At 69.3% G+C, this 19,844-nt stretch carries 16 protein-coding genes; 8 read left to right on the top strand and 8 right to left on the bottom strand.

Translation table 11 applies throughout. The annotated features are described in order from the left end of the window. Window positions 1–245: 245 nt before the first annotated feature. The 3 genes from TN53_RS32600 to TN53_RS32590 all read left to right on the top strand — a co-directional run bounded on the left by TN53_RS32600 (window position 246) and on the right by TN53_RS32590 (window position 4,743). On the top strand, window positions 246–1,631 hold the full coding sequence (locus TN53_RS32600) for a class II fumarate hydratase (protein ID WP_046262361.1): 1,386 nt from the start codon (window positions 246–248) through the stop codon (window positions 1,629–1,631). 72 nt (window positions 1,632–1,703) lie between these two features. Beyond that, complete coding sequence (locus TN53_RS32595) at window positions 1,704–2,396, top strand: DUF402 domain-containing protein (RefSeq protein WP_199924688.1); 693 nt, start codon at window positions 1,704–1,706, stop codon at window positions 2,394–2,396. A 295-nt stretch (window positions 2,397–2,691) separates the two neighbouring features. After that, a complete protein-coding gene (locus tag TN53_RS32590; protein ID WP_046262359.1) occupies window positions 2,692–4,743 on the top strand; it encodes a SpoIIE family protein phosphatase in 2,052 nt (683 codons plus the stop codon). 46 nt (window positions 4,744–4,789) lie between these two features. Here the strand turns inward: TN53_RS32590 and TN53_RS32585 are convergent, their stop codons facing one another. Further along, on the bottom strand, window positions 4,790–7,108 hold the full coding sequence (locus TN53_RS32585; protein ID WP_046262358.1) for a transglycosylase domain-containing protein: 2,319 nt from the start codon (window positions 7,106–7,108) through the stop codon (window positions 4,790–4,792). Window positions 7,109–7,357: 249 nt separating this feature from the next. Here TN53_RS32585 and TN53_RS32580 point away from each other — a divergent pair, with 249 nt between their 5' ends. From TN53_RS32580 to TN53_RS32560, 5 genes are all read left to right on the top strand, one after another. Then, complete coding sequence (locus tag TN53_RS32580) at window positions 7,358–8,290, top strand: SPFH domain-containing protein (RefSeq protein WP_046262357.1); 933 nt, start codon at window positions 7,358–7,360, stop codon at window positions 8,288–8,290. Next, window positions 8,287–8,520 (top strand): hypothetical protein, encoded by a 234-nt coding sequence (locus TN53_RS32575; protein ID WP_095046857.1) that lies wholly within the window; start codon window positions 8,287–8,289, stop codon window positions 8,518–8,520. Before TN53_RS32580 ends, TN53_RS32575 begins: the two co-directional genes overlap by 4 nt. A 116-nt stretch (window positions 8,521–8,636) precedes the next feature. After that, window positions 8,637–9,161, top strand: coding sequence for a PadR family transcriptional regulator (locus TN53_RS32570; RefSeq protein WP_046262355.1), 525 nt, complete (start codon window positions 8,637–8,639; stop codon window positions 9,159–9,161). After that, window positions 9,158–9,844 carry an ABC transporter ATP-binding protein gene (locus TN53_RS32565; RefSeq protein WP_046262354.1) on the top strand — a complete coding sequence of 229 codons (687 nt, stop codon included), beginning with the start codon at window positions 9,158–9,160 and terminating at the stop codon, window positions 9,842–9,844. The genes TN53_RS32570 and TN53_RS32565 overlap by 4 nt, the downstream gene beginning before the upstream one ends. After that, on the top strand, window positions 9,841–12,168 hold the full coding sequence (locus tag TN53_RS32560; protein WP_046262353.1) for an ABC transporter permease: 2,328 nt from the start codon (window positions 9,841–9,843) through the stop codon (window positions 12,166–12,168). The genes TN53_RS32565 and TN53_RS32560 overlap by 4 nt, the downstream gene beginning before the upstream one ends. Before the next feature lie 51 nt (window positions 12,169–12,219). Here the strand turns inward: TN53_RS32560 and TN53_RS32555 are convergent, their stop codons facing one another. The 7 genes from TN53_RS32555 to TN53_RS32525 form a co-directional block, all read right to left on the bottom strand. Next, window positions 12,220–12,648: a hypothetical protein gene (locus TN53_RS32555; RefSeq protein WP_046262352.1), complete on the bottom strand. Its 429-nt coding sequence runs from the start codon at window positions 12,646–12,648 to the stop codon at window positions 12,220–12,222. A 4-nt stretch (window positions 12,649–12,652) separates the two neighbouring features. Continuing rightward, window positions 12,653–13,039: a roadblock/LC7 domain-containing protein gene (locus TN53_RS32550; RefSeq protein ID WP_046262351.1), complete on the bottom strand. Its 387-nt coding sequence runs from the start codon at window positions 13,037–13,039 to the stop codon at window positions 12,653–12,655. A 90-nt stretch (window positions 13,040–13,129) separates the two neighbouring features. Next, the gene (locus tag TN53_RS32545; protein ID WP_046262350.1) at window positions 13,130–13,984 is read right to left on the bottom strand and encodes a hypothetical protein; all 855 of its coding nucleotides are present in this window, start codon (window positions 13,982–13,984) and stop codon (window positions 13,130–13,132) included. 184 nt (window positions 13,985–14,168) lie between these two features. Beyond that, entirely contained in the window at window positions 14,169–15,494 is a 1,326-nt protein-coding gene (locus TN53_RS32540; RefSeq protein WP_046262349.1) for an AI-2E family transporter, read from the bottom strand. A 153-nt stretch (window positions 15,495–15,647) separates the two neighbouring features. Then, window positions 15,648–16,331, bottom strand: a complete 684-nt coding sequence (locus TN53_RS32535; protein WP_234441755.1) for a transglycosylase SLT domain-containing protein — start codon at window positions 16,329–16,331, stop codon at window positions 15,648–15,650. A 419-nt stretch (window positions 16,332–16,750) separates the two neighbouring features. Next, window positions 16,751–18,076 (bottom strand): PhoH family protein, encoded by a 1,326-nt coding sequence (locus tag TN53_RS32530; RefSeq protein WP_046262347.1) that lies wholly within the window; start codon window positions 18,074–18,076, stop codon window positions 16,751–16,753. Window positions 18,077–18,397: 321 nt separating this feature from the next. Further along, on the bottom strand, window positions 18,398–19,171 hold the full coding sequence (locus TN53_RS32525) for an isoprenyl transferase (protein WP_046262346.1): 774 nt from the start codon (window positions 19,169–19,171) through the stop codon (window positions 18,398–18,400). Between the last annotated feature and the right edge of the window lie 673 nt (window positions 19,172–19,844).

The raw sequence follows: 19,844 nt of genomic DNA, 5'->3' as shown, positions 1-19,844 counted from the left end.
CCGCCCCTTCGACCCCGCCCCCAGGGGGCTCCGCCCCCTGGACCCCCGTCGGCCCGAAGGCCTCGTCCTCAAACGCCGGACCGGCTGAAAGACACGGGCGGGCGAGGGATCGGGACGGCAAGCCCTCGTCCTCGGACGCCGGACCGGCTGAAAGACACGGGCGGGCGGGGGATCGGGACGGCGAACATGTCTCCGTTCGGCCCAAGTCCCGGAACATCGCGGCATCCCCGATCGCTGTACCCGGTATGAGCGACTACCGCATCGAGCACGACTCCATGGGCGAAGTACGCGTCCCGGCCGACGCCAAATGGCGCGCCCAGACCCAGCGTGCCGTCGAGAACTTTCCCATCTCCGGCCAGCGCATCGAGCGTGCCCACATCGAGGCGCTCGCACGGATCAAGGGTGCGGCGGCGAAGGTCAACGCCGAGTTGGGGGTGCTCGACAAGGACATCGCCGAGGCCGTGCAGGACGCGGCCGCGGAGGTCGCTCGGGGGGACTGGGACGAGCACTTCCCGATCGACGTGTTCCAGACCGGGTCCGGGACCTCGTCCAACATGAACACCAACGAGGTCATCGCCACGCTGGCGACCGAGCGGCTGGGCCGGGACGTGCATCCCAACGATCATGTCAACGCCTCCCAGTCCTCCAACGACGTCTTCCCGTCCTCCATCCACATCGCCGCCACCGCAGCCGTCACCCGGGATCTCATTCCGGCGCTGGAGCACCTCGCGGCGGCCCTGGAGGCCAAGTCCGAGGAGTTCGCCGACGTCGTGAAGTCCGGGCGCACCCATCTCATGGACGCCACCCCGGTCACCCTGGGGCAGGAATTCGGCGGGTACGCCGCCCAGATCCGCTACGGCGTCGAGCGGCTGCACGCCTCCCTCCCCCGCCTCGCCGAACTCCCGCTGGGCGGTACCGCCGTCGGCACCGGTATCAACACCCCGCCCGGCTTCTCCGCCGCCGTCATCGAGGAGGTGGCCCGCGCCACCGGGCTGCCGCTGACGGAGGCGCGCGACCATTTCGAGGCGCAGGGCGCCCGGGACGGGATCGTGGAGACGAGCGGACAGCTCAGGACCATCGCCGTCGGGCTGACGAAGATCGCGAACGATCTGCGGTGGATGGCCTCAGGGCCGCGCACCGGGCTCGCCGAGATCTCCCTCCCGGATCTTCAGCCTGGATCCTCGATCATGCCCGGCAAGGTCAACCCGGTCATCCCCGAGGCCGTGCTCATGGTCGCGGCCCAGGTCGTCGGCAACGACGCCACCGTCGCCACCGCCGGGGCCGCCGGCAACTTCGAGCTCAACGTCATGCTGCCGGTCATCGCCAGGAACGTACTGGAGTCCGTGCGGCTGCTCGCCAACGTCTCCCGGCTCCTCGCCGACCGGACCGTCGACGGGATCGTCGCGCACCGCGAACGCGCCCGCGAGTACGCCGAGTCGTCACCCTCCGTGGTCACGCCGCTGAACAAGTACATCGGGTACGAGGAGGCCGCCAAGATCGCCAAGAAGGCGCTCGCGGAGCGGAAGACCATTCGTCAAGTCGTCGTGGAGGGCGGGTACATCGAGCGCGGCGACCTCACCGTCGAACAGCTCGACGAAGCGCTGGATGTCCTGCGTATGACGCGTCCGTAACCATTGTCGCCCCGGACGCGAACCGTGACGCGCACCGCAGCGTCGTATGCCCATGGCACCTAATATCTGTTCATGGCAGACGGTGGAGCGGTGAGAGCGGTGGAAGCGGGCAGGTCGACGTCCTTCTGGGAGCCCGGGAGTCAGATCCTGTGGCGGTACCGGGAGAACGGCTCCGCGCGCTTTCATATCGCACGCCCTGTGACCGTCGTCCGGGACGACCACGATCTGCTGGCCGTGTGGATGGCCCCCGGCACCGAGTGTGTGAAGCCCGTGCTCGCCGACGGCACCTCGGTGCACGCGGAGCCGCTGGAGACCCGGTACACCAAGCCGCGTGCCGTGCAGCGCGACCGCTGGTTCGGCACCGGTGTGCTGAAGCTGGCGCGGCCGGGCGAGCCGTGGTCGGTGTGGCTGTTCTGGGAGTCGGGCTGGCTGTTCAAGAACTGGTACGTGAACCTGGAGGAACCGCTGACCCGTTGGGACGGCGGGGTCGACTCCGAGGACCACTTCCTGGACATCTGCGTGTACCCGGACCGCAGTTGGGACTGGCGTGACGAGGACGAGTTCGCGCAGGCCCAGCGGGACGGGCTGATGGACGCGGCGCAGGCCGAACGGGTGCGTCGGGCCGGGAGTTCGGCGGTGGAGGTGATCCGCTCCTGGGGCACCCCGTACGCGGACGGCTGGCAGCACTGGCGCCCGGATCCGTCCTGGTCGGTACCGTTGCTGCCGGAAGACTGGGACCGCACGCCCGCGCACATGTCCTCATGAGACCCTTGATGCGCCCCCGGGCAACAAACGTAGGATCGTCCTCCGCAAGAGCGCGCGGCGGCAACTACCGGAGCGTGCATCAAGCTTGACCATTCGTCACCGAGGGGCGGCAGGACGTGAGCGAGGGGTACGAGGGCAACACCGGTACGGAGGCCAGACGCTCCGCCGGTGGCACAGGAACATCCTCTGACCACGCGGGAATTCCGTTCCTGGGGCACGTATACCGGGTATCGGCATTTCGGCGGGACGAACTGAGCGCGCGGCGCGCAGCCACCGACGGACGGATTCGACACGCGTGACGGAGCAGCCCACCTCCTTCGAGCGCCCCCAGCCGGGCGCCGACCCCGCGGACCCTCGCGGGGCGCTCCTGCGTGCCTCCACGCCCCCGCACAGCGCCTTACCGGCACAGGCCCGGGCCGGCGAGACGCCGACACCGCCCCCAGGGGCCGACATCCCGGCACCGGTGCCCGGCGGCGACCCCGAGCACTCCCAGCCCACCGTGGCCGCCGAGCCGGACACCCACCGTCCGCGACCGGTGCCCGAGGCCGTCCCCGCCCCGTCGGAGACCGCGTCCGACGGCCCTGAGCGGCGGACCGGACAGAGTCAGGCGCTCGGCCGGCCCACACCGATGCGGCGGGACGGCGACCGGCTGCGGTTCGTGGGCGCCGCGACCCGGCGGATCGCCCGTGGCATCGACCTCGACGAGATCGTGATGGGGCTGTGCCGGGCGACCGTGCCGACCTTCTCGGACGCGATCCTGGTCTATCTGCGCGACCCGCTGCCGGTAGGCGACGAGCGGCCCACCGGCCCGCTGGTGCTGCGGCTGCGCCGCACCGACCGGATACCGGAGGAGCGGGACACCGAGGGCGGTTTCGCCGTGCCCGCGCCCCAGCCGGAGCCGACCGAGCTGACCGAGCTGTCGGCCGTCACCGCCGAGCTGTGCGAGGTGCGCACCGGCGGCGCGCTGGCCGAGGTCCTGCGGGGGGTACGCCCCGTCTTCACGGACTCTGCGGCGGCCCGCGCCGCGCTGCCGGAACTCCTCGGCGAGGGCGGCGAGTTGATCGTCCCCGGCGGCCGGCGCGCCATCCTCGCCCCGCTGCGCGGCCGACGCCGGGTCATCGGCGCCGCGCTGTTCCTGCGCCGCCCGGAACGCATCGCCTTCGAGCCGGACGACCTCCTGGTCGCCGCCCAGCTCGCCACGCACAGCGCGCTCGGCATCGACAAGGCCGTGCTCTACGGCCGTGAGGCGTACATCGCCGACGAACTCCAGCGCACCATGCTGCCGGAGACGCTCCCGCGGCCGACCGGGGTCCGGCTGGCCTCGCGCTATCTGCCGGCCGCCGAGACCGCGCGGGTCGGCGGCGACTGGTACGACGCGATCCCCCTGCCGGGGAGCCGGGTCGCGCTGGTCGTCGGTGATGTCATGGGCCACTCCATGACCTCCGCCGCGATCATGGGCCAGCTGCGCACGACGGCCCAGACGCTCGCGGGTCTCGACCTGCCACCGCAGGAGGTGCTGCACCACCTCGACGAACAGGCCCAGCGGCTCGGCACGGACCGCATGGCGACCTGCCTCTACGCCGTCTACGACCCGGTCTCGCATCGCATCACCATCGCCAACGCCGGCCATCCGCCGCCCGTCCTGCTCCACCTGGGCGGCCGGGCGGAGGTGCTGCGGGTGCCCCCGGGCGCCCCGATCGGTGTCGGCGGCGTCGACTTCGAAGCCGTGGAGCTGGACGCCCCGGCCGGAGCGACCCTGCTCCTGTACACCGACGGGCTGGTCGAATCGCGCCTTCGGGACGTGTGGAGCGGCATAGAGCAACTGCGCGAGAAGCTCGCCGCGACCGCGCAGTTGACCGGGCCGGATCATCCGCCGCCGCTGGAGGCACTGTGCGACGAGGTGCTCGACATGCTCGGGCCGGGCGACCGGGACGACGACATCGCGCTGCTCGCCGCCCGCTTCGAGGGGATCGCGCCGAGTGATGTGGCGTACTGGTTCCTGGAGCCGGAGGACGCGGCACCGGGGCGTGCCAGGCGGCTGGCCCGACGTGCCTTGTCCCGCTGGGGACTCGAGGACATGTCCGACTCGGTGGAGCTGCTGGTCAGCGAGGTCGTGACCAATGCCGTGCGGTACGCCTCGCGGCCGGTGACGTTGCGGTTGCTGCGGACCGATGTGCTGCGCTGCGAAGTCGGCGACGACGTCCCTCAGTTGCCGCGGCTGCGGCAGGCCCGGGCCACCGACGAGGGTGGGCGGGGGCTGTACCTCGTCAACAAGCTGGCGCGCCGGTGGGGGGCGACCCGGCTGAGCACCGGCAAGGTGGTCTGGTTCGAGTTGAACCGAAGCTGAGAAGACGAAGGGCGCCCGGCGGATGCCGGGCGCCCTTCGTTGTGCGCTACTGATCGTCCCCCGGGTCCACCGGATCCTCCGGAATGCCGTCCGTCGGTGGCTTCGTCGTCGGCGTCTGCGTGGGTGTCTGCGTCGGAGTCTGGGTCGGGGTCTGCGTCGGAGTCTGCGTGGGCGTCTGGGTCGGGGTCTGCGTGGGTGTCTGCGTCGGAGTCTGGGTCGGGGTCTGCGTCGGGGTCTGGGTGGGCGTCTGCGTCGGCGTCCACGTCGGCTCGACCGCCGCGCCCTGGTCGGTGTCCAGGTCGAACTCGGCGGACGTGGACGTCACACCGAACATGTACGCCGACCAGATCTGCGCCGGGAAGCCACCGCCGTTGACGCGCTCGAAGCCGCCCGCGTTGTACATCTTGGCCTGGGCCTTGGTCTTGAAGTCCTCGCCGAACAGACCCACCGACGTGACCAGGTCCGGGGTGTAACCGGTGAACCAGGCCGACTTGTTGTCGTCGGACGTACCCGTCTTGCCCGCGACCTCCTGGCCGTCGCGCTTCGGGTTGTCACGGACGGACGTCTTGGCCGTACCGTCGTCGACCACGCCGGTCAGGATCGAGGTCACCGTGTCGGCGGTCTCGCGGCTGATGACCTGCTCGCCGACCGGGTCGGGCATCTCGACCTCGCTGCCGTTGCGCTCGGCCGACTTGATGATGGTCGGGGTGACCTTCTTGCCGTGGTTGTCGAGGGTGGCGTAGACCCCGGCCATCTGGATCGGGCTCGCGCCCATCGTGCCCAGGGTGTAGGCGGGCAGCGCCTTCAGGTCACCGGTGTCCATGCCGAGGTCGGCGGCGGTCTTGAGGACCTTGTCCATGCCGACGTCGACGCCCAGCTGCGCGAAGACGGAGTTGATGGACTTGTTCATCGCCGTCTGGACGGTGACGTCGCCGTAGTCCTGGTCGTCCTCGTTCTCCGGGGCGAAGGCGATGTCGCTGCCCTCGACCGGACGCTTGCTGGTGCCGTCGTAGACCGTGCTCGCGGTGATCTTCTTGTCGTCCTGGGTCACCGCGCCGTCCTCCAGGGCGGCGGCCAGGATGACCGGCTTGAACGTCGACGCGGGCTGGTAGTCGGTGCGGTTGGCGTTGCTGAAGAAGTGCGTGGTGTAGTCCTCGCCGCCGTACAGGGCGACGATCTTCCCGGTCTTCGGGTCGACGGAGGCGGCGCCGGCCTGGATGTTCTTGTCGACCTTGCGCTTGTCCGGGTCCAGCTTGTCGGTCAGCTGGGCCTTGACGGCCTTCTCCAGCTGCGCCTGCTTCTTCTTGTCGATGTTCAGGGTGATGGTCCAGCCGCCCCGGTCGTACTGGGCCTCCGCCTCGTCCTGGGTGAGGCTGTCCCGGGCCATCAGCTGCTTGACGAGCTGCTGCTTGGCGAGCTTGACGAAGTAGCCCTTCTGCCCCTTGAGCCCGGACTCGGCCTTGGGCTCCTTGGGGGTCGGGAACTTCATCTCCGCACGCTTCGAGGCGTCCAGCCAGCCTTCCTCGACCATGTTGTCCAGGACGTAGTTCCAGCGCTGCTTGACCAGCTTCTTGCTGTAGTCCGAGGCGGTGGCCCAGTCGTACTGGCTCGGCGCCTGCAGCAGCGCGGCGAGGTAGGCGCCCTGCTGGACGCTCAGATCCTCGGCGTCGACGCGGTAGTAGGCCTGCGCGGCGGCCTGGATGCCGTAGGCGGTACGGCCGTAGTAGCTGGTGTTGATGTAGCCCGCGAGGATCTCGTCCTTGGACTTCTGGCGGTCCACCTTGAGCGAGATCACCAGCTCCCTGAGCTTGCGGGTGACCGTCTGGTCCTGGGTGAGGTAGTAGTTCTTGACGTACTGCTGGGTGATCGTCGAACCGCCCTGCTTGCCCTTGCCGGACAGCGTGTTGAGCAGACCGCGGGCGGTGCCCTTCAGGTCGACGCCGGAGTCCTGGTAGAAGGACTTGTTCTCGGCGGCGACGAAGGTGAGCTGGACCTTCTTGGGGATCTTGGCGAGGTCCACGGTCTCGCGGTTCACCTTGCCGTCGCGGACCAGGACGTCGCCGTTGCTGTACTTGATGGTGTTGCTCTGGAGCTCGGCCTGCGCGTTCCCCTCGGGGACCTGAACCATCATGTACAGGACGATGAAGGCGCCGATGCCGAGCAGGCAGAAGCCGAGGAACGTGCCGAGGATCTTCTTCCAGGTGAAGATCCGGCGTATGAGGCTTTTGTCGCCGCCGCCGGATGCCCGGGCCGAAGCCCTGGTCGAAGCCCCGGTCGAAGCGCTGGCCGCCCTCGACGAACGGCCCTTGGGCGCGGCGCGGCGACCGCCGCGCTGCCGCGCTCGTCTTTCTTCCGCTCGTCCCATGGGTCCGTTCCGCTCCGCTTCGCTCGTGTGTGCGCATGCGTCACACAGGTTCGCCGCTCAGGTCAGCTCAGAAAGCTAACACCGGGAGATGCGACAAAGGGCGCCCGATCCGGTCTTTTGCGGACGTGACAATCAGCACCCGTTCCTTACGGAACTGACGAGCGAGTGGTGTGAAGGGTTGCCTTCGAGGGTAAAAGTGATATCACTTAGCTAGCCGTACGAGAACATTCGAGAACCGGGGGACCACCCATGACCACCCACGACGACACCACCGTCGACGTACCCGACATGCCCGCCCCACGCGTGCGGGAGTTCACCGCCCACAGCATCGGCGGCGGACTCGCCCTGCTCCTCGGGCTGCTGGGGCTGTTCGCGGGCGCCGGGATGATTGCGGGCGCTACGGCGGTCTCGGCGACCGGCGGGAAGGCCGCGCTGATCGTCGGCGGGATCCTGGTCGGACTCGCCGCGTTTCTCGCCATGTGCGGGCTGAACACGGTGGCGCCGGGCGAGGCGCGGGTCGTGCAGCTCTTCGGGCGCTACCGGGGGACGATCCGGCAGGACGGGCTGCGCTGGGTGAACCCCTTCACCTCGCGCACCAAGATCTCGACGCGGGTGCGCAACCACGAGACGGCCGTCCTGAAGGTCAACGACGCCTATGGCAACCCGATCGAGCTCGCCGCGGTCGTGGTGTGGCGGATCGAGGACACCGCGCAGGCCACTTTCGAGGTGGACGACTACATCGAGTTCGTCTCCACCCAGACCGAGGCGGCCGTCCGGCACATCGCCATCGAGTACCCCTACGACGCCCACGAGGAGAGCGGCCTCTCCCTGCGCGGCAACGCCGAGGAGATCACCGAGAAGCTCGCCCTCGAACTGCACGCGCGCGTGGAGGCGGCCGGCGTCGAGATCATCGAGTCCCGCTTCACCCACCTCGCATACGCTCCCGAGATCGCCTCGGCGATGCTCCAGCGGCAGCAGGCCGGGGCGATCGTCGCGGCGCGGCGGCAGATCGTGGACGGAGCGGTCGGGATGGTGGAGGCGGCGCTCGCCCGGATCAGCGAGCAGGGCATCGTGGAGCTGGACGACGAACGCAAGGCGGCGATGGTGTCGAACCTGATGGTGGTGTTGTGCGGCGACCGCGCGGCACAGCCCGTCCTGAACACGGGGACCCTCTACCAGTGACGGAGGAGTCCGCGCCGAAGCGGCGGCCGCAGCAGCGCAAGCAGGTGCTGCTGCGGCTGGACCCGTCGGTCTACGAGGCGCTGGCCCGGTGGGCCGGGGACGAGCTGCGGTCGGCGAACGCGCAGATCGAGTTCCTGTTGCGGAAGGCCCTGGCGGACGCGGGGCGACTGCCGGGCGAGGCCGGGCCCATCCCGCGCCGGGGGCGGCCCCCGGTGGATCCGGAGGCCTGAGATCCGTGTAGCAGAACCGTGACAATCGGCCCTCACCTGCGGTTCGACACCTGCCCACGCGATCTGCACACTCGACGTATACATGCCGTGTATACGCCGCGTGTACAGTCCTCCGCATGTCCATCGGTCACACCCTTTTGGGACTCCTGGAGTCCGGACCCCGCCACGGCTACGACCTGAAGCGGGCCTTCGACGAGAAGTTCGGTCACGACCGGCCCCTGCACTACGGCCAGGTCTACTCGACCATGTCCCGCCTGCTGAAGAACGGGCTCGTCGAGGTCGACGGCATCGAGGCCGGCGGCGGGCCCGAGCGCAAGCGGTACGCGATCACCGAGGCCGGCATCACCGACGTACAGCGATGGCTGGCCACGCCGGAGAAGCCCGAGCCGTATCTGCAGTCGACGCTGTACACGAAGATCGTCCTGGCGCTGCTCACGCACCGCGACGCCGCCGACATCCTCGACACGCAGCGTTCGGAGCATCTGCGCATGATGCGGATCCTCACCGACCGGAAGCGGAAGGGGGACCTCGCCGATCAACTCATCTGCGACCACGCCCTGTTCCATCTCGAAGCAGATCTGCGCTGGCTGGAACTGACCGCCGCGCGTCTCGACAAGCTCGCACAGGTGGTGGCCGAATGACTCCCGCTGGTTCCCTGCTCGTGGCCGACGACCTGCGCAAGGCGTACGGCCCGACCCTGGCGCTCGACGGCGCCGAGTTCTCCATCCACCCGGGCGAGGTCGTCGCCGTGATGGGCCCTTCCGGGTCCGGCAAGTCCACGCTGCTGCACTGTCTCGCCGGGATCGTGACACCCGACTCGGGCTCGATCATGTACGGCGGGCGCGAGATGGCGACGATGAACGACGCCCAGCGCAGCGAGCTGCGGCGCTCCCAGTTCGGGTTCGTCTTCCAGTTCGGCCAGCTCGTCCCCGAGTTGACCTGTGTGGAGAACGTCGCCCTGCCGCTGCGGCTCAACGGCACCTCCCGCAAGGAGGCCGAGCGGACCGCCCTGACGTGGATGGAGCGGCTGGAGGTCGACGACCTGAAGAAGAAGCGGCCGGGTGAGGTCTCCGGCGGTCAGGGGCAACGGGTCGCCGTGGCACGGTCGTTGGTGACCAGCCCGCGGGTGCTGTTCGCCGACGAGCCCACCGGCGCGCTCGACTCGCTCAACGGCGAGCGGGTGATGGAGCTGCTGACCGAGGCCGCGCGATCCACCAACGCGGCCGTCGTACTGGTCACGCACGAGGCGCGGGTGGCGGCCTACTCCGACCGCGAGATCGTCGTACGGGACGGGAAGTCCCGGGACATGGAGCGAGTCGTATGAAGCAGTGGACGCGGGACCTCGCGATGGGGGTCAGGTTCGCGTTCGCCGGGGGACGTGAGGGCTGGGTCCGGGTCGTACTGACGGCCGTCGGTGTGGGGCTCGGGGTGGCGCTGCTGCTGCTGACGACCGCGATACCGAACGCGCTGGCGGCACGCAGCGACCGGGAGGACGCACGGGCCGACTCGTCGTTCAGCGCGACCCCGTTGAAGAAGGCCGACGACACCCTGATCGTCGCCTCCGTCGGCACGACGTACCACGACAAGAGCGTACGAGGGCGGGAGCTGGAGCCCGAAGGGGCGAAGGCGCCGCTGCCGCCGGGGGTGCGGAGGTTCCCGGCGGTGGGCGAGATGATGGTCTCCCCGGCCCTCAAGAAGCTCCTGGAGTCGGACGACGGCAAGCTGCTGCGCGAGCGGCTGCCGGACCGGATCGTCGGCACCATCGGGGAGAGCGGGCTGGTCGGCTCGGCCGAACTCGCCTTCTACCGGGGCGCCGAGGGGCTCGCGGCGCACATGAACGCGAGCCACGCGGAGCGCATCCACCAGTTCGGGAACCCGGAGCCGACCCCGACGGACCGCATGGACCCGGTCCTGCTGCTGTTGATCCTCGTCGTCTTCATCGTGCTGCTGATGCCCGTGGCGGTCTTCATCGCCGCGGCCGTACGGTTCGGCGGTGAGCGACGGGACCGGCGGCTCGCGGCGCTGCGGCTGGTGGGCTCCGATGCCCGGATGACCCGGCGGATCGCGGCGGGCGAGGCGCTCGCGGGGGCCGCGGTGGGCGTGCTCTTCGGCGCCGCGTTCTTCCTGGGCGCCCGGGAGTTCGTGGGCTCGGTCGAGGTGTTCGACATCAGCCTCTTCCCGAGCTATCTGAACCCGTCGCCGCTGCTGGCCCTGCTGGTGGCCATCGCGGTTCCCGCGGCGGCCGTGGTCGTCACCCAACTCGCCCTGCGCGGTGTGGTGATCGAGCCTCTCGGTGTGGTGCGGACGGCGAAGCCCGCGCGACGCCGGCTGTGGTGGCGGCTGCTGCTGCCGGTGGGCGGAATCGCCCTGCTCTACCCGATGATCGGCCAGGGCAACGACGGCGGCGACTTCAACCAGTACCTCGTCACCGGCGGTGTCGTGCTGCTGCTCGTCGGCATCACCGCGCTGCTGCCCTGGGTCGTCGAGGCGGTCGTCGCCCGGCTCGGCGCGGGTCCGGTGGCCTGGCAACTGGCCGTACGCAGGCTCCAGTTGAGCAGCGGTACGGCGGCCCGCATGGTCAACGGCATCGCGGTGGCGGTGGCCGGGGCGATCGCGCTCCAGATGCTGTTCGCCGGCGTCGACGGCGACTACACGGAACCCACCGGCAAGGACGTGTCCCGCGCCCAGATGGAGGTGGAGGTGCCGACCGGCGTCTCCCTCTCGGCGACGCAGGCGAAGTTCGAGGCGACCCGGGGAGTCAAGAGCACCCTCGCGCTGTCGTCGGGGTACCTCGGTGAGAAGCCCAAGGACCCCGAGAAATGGGCCCAGGTGACCGTCGGCGACTGCGCGTCCCTGCGCGAGATGGCGAAGCTGCCCTCGTGCCGGGACGGCGACGTCTTCCTCATCAAGGGCGGCGAGTACGACTACGAGGCTCCCGAACTGGTGAAGCAGGGGCGCACGCTCTGGTTCGACGGCGCCAGCCGCGCCGAGCCGGTGCCCTCGATCGCCTGGACCGTGCCGAAGAACCTGAAGGAGGCCCAGTCGATCGAGGACCCGACCGGCATGAAGAACGGCGGCCTCCTGATGACGCCGAGCGCCCTGCCCAAGGGGGCCGAGAAGACCATCTCCGGGGACCTCTATCTGCGGCTCGACGAGTCCCTGCCCGGCGCACGGGAGTACGTCCGCAACACGGCGGCGCGTATCGACCCGTACGACGAGCCCATGGTCTGGGTCTCCGAGGCACGCGACGACACGTACGAGTCCATCCGTACCGGCCTGTTCGTCGGCGCCGCCGCGGTCCTGGCACTGATCGGCGCGAGTCTGCTGGTCTCCCAGCTGGAGCAGCTGCGTGAACGCAAGAAGCTGCTGTCCGCCCTGATCGCCTTCGGCACCAAGCGCTCCACGCTGAGTCTGTCGGTGCTGTGGCAGACGGCGATCCCGGTCGGCCTCGGGCTGGTGCTGGCCTCGACGGTGGGGCTGACGCTCGGCGTGGTCCTGCTGAAGATGACGAACACCCCGGTGTCCGTGGACTGGGCGAGCGTGCTGTCGATGACGGGCGCGGGCGCCGCGGTCGTCCTGGTGGTGACGCTGCTCAGCCTGCCGCCGCTGCTGCGGCTGATGCGGCCGGACGGGCTGCGCACGGAGTAGTCGCCGCGACGGTGGGGCCCCTCCCATTCGGGAGGGGCCCTTTCCGTGTGCTCAGAGGCTGTACTCCCTTACCACCCGCCGTACTTGGGCGAAGAGCATGCCCACGTTCACCGACTTCCGGCAGACCACCACGGCCACCACGTCCTGCTGCTCGTTCAGCCGGATGAACAGGTGGGTGAGGTTCTCGCTGTTGACCAGGATCTCCTGGAAGAAGTGGTTGTCACCGCCCATCCCGCGGCGTTCCTTGAAGACGTCCTCGATCATCACGACCGTGCGGCCCTGGAACAGGTCGAGAGTCGCACCCGCCAGCAGGTCCAGGACCTCCGGCGGATGGTTCTCGACGGTCTCGTACGAAAGGAGCATGCCGGTGGACATGTCGACCACGCCCGAGGCGACACAGTCGGGGGCATCGGTACGCAGTGACTTGACCAGGCCCATCACCTGATCGGAGAAACCGGGGGTCATACGCTTCGTCGCCATCCCTTCAGACTCCTTCCGCTGCCTTGTGCGTGAGGATCGAGCCGATACGGTCGAGAGCGGGCTGGGTCGCCCGGTGCAGTCGGTCCACGTCCATGCCCTCGTCGCCGAGGACGACCATCAGGGCGGTGTCGCCGACCGCGTAGAACGCCGCACAGCCGTGACTGCCGTAGGTCACGGTCTGGCGCAGGGTGCCCCGGGCGGTCGCCTGTGCGGTACGGCGGGCGAGACCGAGGCCGGCCGCGGCGAGGGCGGCGAGGCCCTCCGGATCGATGGAGTCGGCGGTGTCCGCCGCGATGAGCAGTCCGTCGGCGGCGGCGACCGCCGTGTCGGTGATGCCGGTCACCTGTTCGCGCAGTCCACGCATTTCCAGTGCCAGTGCTTCGTGATCCATGTATTCAACTCCCCTATTTCTGTTCGGATCTGTTCGGCTTCTTCATTCGAGGGATCTTTGTGGGGCTTTTTTTGGGGCCCATTTGGGGGCTCATTTGGGGGCTCCGTTTCGCAGCCGGAAGAATCCGCCGGGTTTACGGCGGGGCAGGGTGCCGGGGCCGAGAGGCGGGGTGGCGGGAGGCGACGGATCGCGCTGCCGCACCCCCTGGCCGCCGGGGAGGGGGCGGACCGGGATCGGGGTGGGTGACGCGGCGCACTCCAGAAGTCCCTCGCCGAGCATCCGGGCCATCTCGACGGTGACGGTGTAGACGCCGCGCCCGGTGCGGAAGGCCAGGTCACGGGCGGTGCTGCGGCCATCGGCGTGGGAGAGCAGCTCGCGGTGGAGCGCGGTGAGAGGGCCGGCGTCCATGCCCGGGACCGGATGCGGGCGCTCCCGGTCGGGGTGTACGGGGTGCGGCAGCGCGGCCAGGGCGGTGAGCCTCCGGACGCCCTCCTGGAGCAGCCGGTTCGACGCCTCGCCGACGGCGACCGTGGCGAACGGCTCGGTCTCGGCGACGCGTTCACAGCCGTGCACCCGGCCGGCGAGGACCGCGAAGACCGCGTCGTGCAGCGCCATCACACACACGACCCTGAGCTGGGCGGCCCCGGCATAGCCACGCGCGATCAGCCCGGCCGCCGGCCAGCGCGCCCCGCCCGACTCCCGTACCAGCGCGGCCCATTCCTCCCCGCTGACCCGGCCCGAGCGCAGCAGCAGCGCCTCGGGTCCGGGGGCGCCGGGACTCTGCGCACCCACGACGAGCCCGTTGCGCAGATGGAGGGTGCCGCCGGGCGCTCCGGCCACCCTCAGCTCCCCGGTGAACTCCTCCCGCCCGCACAGCGTCAGGGCGTGCGCCAGCAGGTCGTGACCGACCTGGTCGAGGTCGAAGGGGTCGCGAAGGCCCGACATCACTCCCCCTGGCATTTCGCACATACGCCTGGCGCGTAGCACTGAGGGGGGTATGTGTATCAGCCGTGAGGCATATTTCGGCCGGGTTATTCCGAGCTGCTCCCAGCTGACGGAAATTGAAGCGTAGAGCCGTTCAATTCGCTTTGTTCGGCGCTCATTTGAACGATTCCCAGGCGGGCCTCGCTCACCCCTGGTGGGCGGGGCCCTCCTTGGGGCCGGTGTCGTCCGTCGGAGGGGGCGCGGGGGCGACGTCCATCGCCGTGGCGCCCCGTGGCCGAGGCGACTGCTTCAGGGCCTGTTCCCGGGAGTACGAGCGCAGATAGCCGACCACCGTGTTGGTCACCGCGACCAAGGGCACCGCGACCACCGCGCCGCCGATCCCGGCGATCATGCCGCCCGCGGCGACGGACAGGACCACGGCCAGCGGGTGGACCCGGACCGCGCGGCCCAGGATGAACGGCTGGAGGATGTGCCCCTCGATCTGCTGCACCGCCAGCACGACCGCCAGGGACATGACCGCCGTGAACACGCCCTGTGTCACCAGCGCGACCACCACCGCCAGCGCGCCCGAGACGACCGCGCCCACCAGCGGGATGAACGCGAACAGGAAGATGAAGACCGCCAGCGGAACGGCCATCGGGACGCCCAGGAAGTAGATGCCGAGGCCGATGAAGACGGCGTCGATCAGAGCCACTATCACCGTGCCGCGCACATAGGCGGTCAGCGTGCGCCACGCGCGCGGACCCGCACCCGCGACGCCGGGCCGCGCCGCCGCCGGCACCAGCTTCAGCGTCCACTCCCAGATGCGCTTGCCGTCGTAGAGCAGGAAGAGCGTCGAGAAGGCGGCGAGCAGGATGCCCGTCAGCGCCTCGACGACGACCGTCACGCCTTCCAGGCCGGCCGACGTGATCTGGTCCGTGTTCGCGCCGACCGCTTCCCGCAGGTTCTCGGCGATGTCGTTGATCTGCTTGTCCGTGACATGGAACGGGCTGTTGAGCAGCCAGTTGCGCAACTCGTCGATGCCGTCCTGGACCTGGTCGGAGACATTGTCGATGTTCTCCATGACCTGCCAGGTCACGAACCACCCGATCAGGCCCATGACGACGAAGCCGAGGATCGCGGTGAGCGCGGTCGCGAGGCCGCGCGGGACGCCGTAGCGCCGCAGCCACGCCACCGTCGGCTGGAGCAGCGCGGTGATCAGAAGCGCGGCCACGAAGGCGAGGACGACGAGTTGTACGGCGCTGATGACCCGCATGAGGACCCAGACCGTGCCCGCCAGGACGAGCAGCCGCCAGCCGGCCTCGGCGGCGACGCGCATGCCCCACGGGACGACCTGCGCGGGATCGGGGCGGGGAACGGGATCGGGGGGCACGTCATCGGCGGGCGGCGGGGGCTCCTCGGGAGGCTCGGCCTCCTCGCGCTCCGCCTCCGCGCGGCGCTCGTCCAGGCGGTCGCCCATCTCGGTCAGTCCGTGGCCGAGCCGACCGAGCCACTCAGGCACTCGCGACATGATCCGTGTCCGTCCCTTTCCCCCGTCTTTCCCCACCACTCCCCCCTGGAGCCTGTGAGTCGTCCGTCAGACCGTACAACAGGGCGAAAGCCCCCCACCGTAGGACGGTGAGGGGCTGCGCGGGGTTGAGCGTCGGCCGGTGGCCGAGCGGCTCTAGTACCAGTGGTTGGCCTGCCAGAAGGACCAGGCCTCGCACGGGCTGCCGTAGCGGCTGTCCATGTAGTTGAGGCCCCACTTGATCTGGGTGGCCGGGTTGGTCTGCCAGTCCGATCCCACGGAGGACATCTTGGAGCCGGGCAGAGCCTGGAAGAGACCGTAGGCGCCGGAGGAGGCGTTGACCGCCGTGTACTTCCAGCTGGACTCGTGGTCCACGATGTTGCTGAAGCACGTCCACTGACCGCTCGGCACCATTTGGCGCGCCATCGCCTGGATCTGCGCAATGGTGTACGAGCTCTGGACGGGGAAGCTGGAGGAGTCACGGGAGGCGGCGGCCTTGGCCTCGGCGCGCTCCTTGGCGTCCTGCGCCGCCTTCTCGGCGGCTTCCTTCTTCTCGACAGCCGACTGGGCAGCAGCCTTGCGAGCCGATTCCTCGGCGTCCTTCTTGGCGCTCGCGTCGGCGGCGATGGCCTGGACATTGGCCTGCTGCGTCAGGGACGCGGTCTGCACCTGGGCCTGCTGGCCCGCGGGTATGTCCGCGAGGAGCGTCGAATCGGCTACTGCCGCCTCGGCGTCGTTCGTCTGCGCGGTGCTGCCCGAGGCAACGCCGACGACGCTTCCGACAGCGGTGACCGCGGTGGCAGAGGCCACTGCGAATCCCCGGACCGAAATCGGACTCACACGGTTTCCTTCCAGCATCGCCCGCTTCGGTGACCCTGGCGGACGCAATCTTGCCCCTGACGCTGACCTCCCAACTGCTGGGTCACGGGAGGTTCGGGCCCGGTGGGCAACTCCCGTGAGGGAGGCGCCGCATGGTGCTCGGGCGGCATACGACGTCGATTATGGAGTTGAAGCTGGTGTTGCTGTGGTGCCGTACCGCTGGGGGTACAGATGTGTCGTATGCGGGGCCTGACAGGAGTGAGACTCTGCCGTAACCAGACGGCGAGTGGCAATTCTGAGTTGCGTGTGAAAGCTCACACCTCGTTTGCCCCAGGGGATTTCAGGAAACCCGCACACGCCGAGGCGCCGCCCGGCTAGGCTCACTGCCTTTCCGGACGGCGCCAACTACTGCGTAACCCTTATGAACTTGGACGACAGGGTCAGATGTGCCCGTCCTCCAGCATTTCGGTCACAAGGGCGGCGATCTGGGACCTCTCGGACCGCGTCAGCGTGACGTGGGCGAAGAGCGGATGCCCCTTCAGCTTCTCCACGACGGCGACGACACCGTCGTAGCGACCCACCCTCAGGTTGTCCCGCTGGGCCACGTCATGGGTGAGCACCACCCGCGAATTGGCACCGATTCGGGACAGAACGGTGAGAAGTACATTCCGTTCCAGCGACTGCGCCTCGTCCACGATCACGAACGCGTCGTGCAGTGAGCGTCCGCGGATGTGGGTGAGGGGCAGGACCTCGAGCATCCCGCGCGCGGTGACCTCCTCGATGACCTCGCGGCTGGCGACCGCGGACAGCGTGTCGAAGACCGCCTGCGCCCAGGGGCTCATCTTCTCGGACTCGGAGCCCGGCAGATAGCCCAGCTCCTGCCCGCCCACCGCGTACAGCGGACGGAAGACCATGACCTTCTGGTGCTGGCGGCGCTCCAGGACCGCCTCCAGACCCGCGCACAGCGCGAGCGCCGACTTGCCGGTGCCGGCGCGGCCGCCCATCGACACGATCCCGATGTCCGGGTCGAGCAGGATGTCCAGCGCGATGCGCTGCTCCGCGCTCCGCCCCTTGATGCCGAACGCCTCCCGATCACCGCGCACCAGGCGGATGTTGCCCTCGGGACTGACCCGCCCCAGCGCCTTGCCGCGCTCGGACTGGATCGTCAGACCCGTGTGCACGGGCAGATCGGCGGCCTCGGGGACGTACACATGGCCTTCCTCGAAGAGGATGTCCACCTGTTCGCCCGGCAGGGTCAGTTCGGACATTCCGGTCCAGCCGGAGGAGCCCGTGATGGCGAGTTCGGCCCGGTACTCCTCGGCGAGGAGACCGACCGAGGACGCCTTGATCCTGAGCGGGAGGTCCTTCGAGACGACGGTGACGTCGAATCCCTCGGCCTGCAGATTGCGGGCGACCGCGAGGATGCGGGAGTCGTTGTCCCCCAGGCGGTAGCCGCTGGGCAGCACGCTGGGGTCCGAGTGATTGAGCTCGACACGGACGGTTCCGCCGAGTTCCCCGATCGGGATGGGGGCGTCGAGGCGGCCGTGCCGCACCCGGAACTCGTCGAGCAGCCGCAGGGCCTGCCGGGCGAAGTAACCGAGCTCGGGATGGTGCCGCTTGGCCTCCAGTTCCGTCACCACGACGATGGGGAGCACGACCTCGTGCTCGTCGAAGCGGTTCAGGGCGTTCGGGTCGGCCAGCAGAACGCTGGTGTCGAGAACATAGGTGCGCCGGTCTGGCATACGGCGCTTTGTGCTGGTCACCACGGAAGGACGTACCCCCTCGGATGAGGTCGGGGAGCGACGGAGTGGAGCTGGACCGATCGACGGCCGCGATGCACGGGCCGGAGACCGGCCCTCCACTGCTTCTTCCGTGCTGAGACCGCACGGTCGAGCTGGTGCAAAGGGCCTCCCGGGCGAACGGCTCCGGTGCCGTCCGCTGAGATCCGACACCCGTGGTTCGGGCGTCGACCTGCTTGGCTTATGCCCTCGAACATGCGCCGCCATGCCGATGCCTGGGACGGCGCGCTGGTGAACTCCTTGTTACTTCCGCCCCAAACGGGGTAGGCCGGGCGCTCGCGGCGCGCCTTAACCGCCGTAGCGGCGATGCCGTGCCGCGTAGTCGCGCAGGGCGCGCAGGAAGTCGACCTTGCGGAAGGCCGGCCAGAAGACGTCACAGAAGTAGTACTCGGAGTGGGCCGTCTGCCACAGCATGAATCCGGACAGCCGCTGCTCGCCGCTGGTGCGGATCACCAGGTCGGGGTGGGGCTGGTCGCCGGTGTAGAGATGACGGCCGATCGCGTCGATGGTGACGGACTCGGCGAGATCCTCGATCGAGGTTCCCTTGTCGGCGGCGTCGAGCATCATCGACCGCATGGCGTCCACGATCTCCTGGCGACCGCCGTAGCCGATGGCGAGGTTGACGAGTATCCCGTCGACGTGTGCCGTCGCCTCCGCCGCCTCCTTCAGCGCCATCTGCATCTGGGAGGGCAGCAGGTCGGGGGTGCCGACGTGGTGCACCCGCCAGCGGCCATCCGCGGCCAGGGTGCGCACGACGTCCTCGATGATGCCGAGCAGCGGGCCGAGCTCGTCCTGGGGCCGGTCGAAGTTGTCCGTCGACAGCAGCCAGAGGGTGACGACCTCGACTTCGGTCTCGGAGCACCAGCCGAGGAACTCCTCGATCTTTTCGGCTCCAGCGCGGTGACCGTGCACGGTGGTGGAGCCGGCGGCCTTCGCCCAGCGGCGGTTGCCATCCATGATGACGCCGATGTGCCCCGGCACCTGAGCGTGGTCCAGGTGGCCTTCCACCCGGCGCGCGTACAGCCTGACCAGCAGGCCGCGCAGCTTGTCGCGCAGGTTCACGTTCTTGTCAGCCCCTCCGTACGGCGGTCCCCGCGGGCGGAAGCCTACCGGTGCGGTGGAGGAAGACTTGAGCGCGGGTCGAGTTGCCGCTCACGCCAACACGGCGGAGCCGCACGTCTGCGCACAAAAAACGGGCCGGTCCGTGGGGGGGAGACGGACCGGCCCGAGGGGGGGTTTCCACCATAACCCTTCGTAAGTGATGCTGCGCGCATCGGCGTGCCACAACTACTCTCCGGAGTCGGGCGACGACGGGCCGATGGCCTGGAAAGGCCCCGTTCATGGAGGATTCATGGCCGAATCACGGCGGATTCCCAAGGCAATCGGGTGGGTTCTGCGGAGATCCGGAGGCTTTGGGGCGGCTTGCCGGGATGCTCGGCGACTTGTTCCCGTGTCCCCCACGTGGGTGACCCGGCCGCGAACCTCCGCTTGACGCCGGACAGCGGCCGGGCGGCGAGGCCGGTGAGCTGCGAAGGCAGGGCACCGCGCAGCCCCCTCCACTGCGCGGTGCCGCCCGCGCAGCTTTGCTCACGCGAATTACCTTGGTCTGAACTTACGTGGGATCAAGGTAAGAAGCGAGTTGACGGTGATAACGATGTGGAAACCTCGTGAATCCCATGGATGCGAAGGGGGAATGGGGGATAGATGCGCTGATTGCCCGATTTGCCCAACGGCG

This window comes from Streptomyces sp. WM6386, from assembly GCF_000972385.1.
Taxonomy (GTDB): domain Bacteria; phylum Actinomycetota; class Actinomycetes; order Streptomycetales; family Streptomycetaceae; genus Streptomyces.
This window is presented reverse-complemented; position numbering and strand designations above follow the sequence as displayed.

Bases quoted from the DNA above. Each gene is read 5' to 3' on its own strand.
- TN53_RS32600 (WP_046262361.1), top strand. From the start codon at position 246: ATGAGCGACTACCGCATCGAGCACGACTCCATGGGCGAAGTACGCGTC.
- TN53_RS32595 (WP_199924688.1), top strand. From the start codon at position 1,704: ATGGCAGACGGTGGAGCGGTGAGAGCGGTGGAAGCGGGCAGGTCGACG.
- TN53_RS32585 (WP_046262358.1), bottom strand. From the start codon at position 7,108: ATGGGACGAGCGGAAGAAAGACGAGCGCGGCAGCGCGGCGGTCGCCGC.
- TN53_RS32580 (WP_046262357.1), top strand. From the start codon at position 7,358: ATGACCACCCACGACGACACCACCGTCGACGTACCCGACATGCCCGCC.
- TN53_RS32570 (WP_046262355.1), top strand. From the start codon at position 8,637: ATGTCCATCGGTCACACCCTTTTGGGACTCCTGGAGTCCGGACCCCGC.
- TN53_RS32565 (WP_046262354.1), top strand. From the start codon at position 9,158: ATGACTCCCGCTGGTTCCCTGCTCGTGGCCGACGACCTGCGCAAGGCG.
- TN53_RS32560 (WP_046262353.1), top strand. From the start codon at position 9,841: ATGAAGCAGTGGACGCGGGACCTCGCGATGGGGGTCAGGTTCGCGTTC.
- TN53_RS32555 (WP_046262352.1), bottom strand. From the start codon at position 12,648: ATGGCGACGAAGCGTATGACCCCCGGTTTCTCCGATCAGGTGATGGGC.
- TN53_RS32550 (WP_046262351.1), bottom strand. From the start codon at position 13,039: ATGGATCACGAAGCACTGGCACTGGAAATGCGTGGACTGCGCGAACAG.
- TN53_RS32545 (WP_046262350.1), bottom strand. From the start codon at position 13,984: ATGTCGGGCCTTCGCGACCCCTTCGACCTCGACCAGGTCGGTCACGAC.
- TN53_RS32540 (WP_046262349.1), bottom strand. From the start codon at position 15,494: ATGTCGCGAGTGCCTGAGTGGCTCGGTCGGCTCGGCCACGGACTGACC.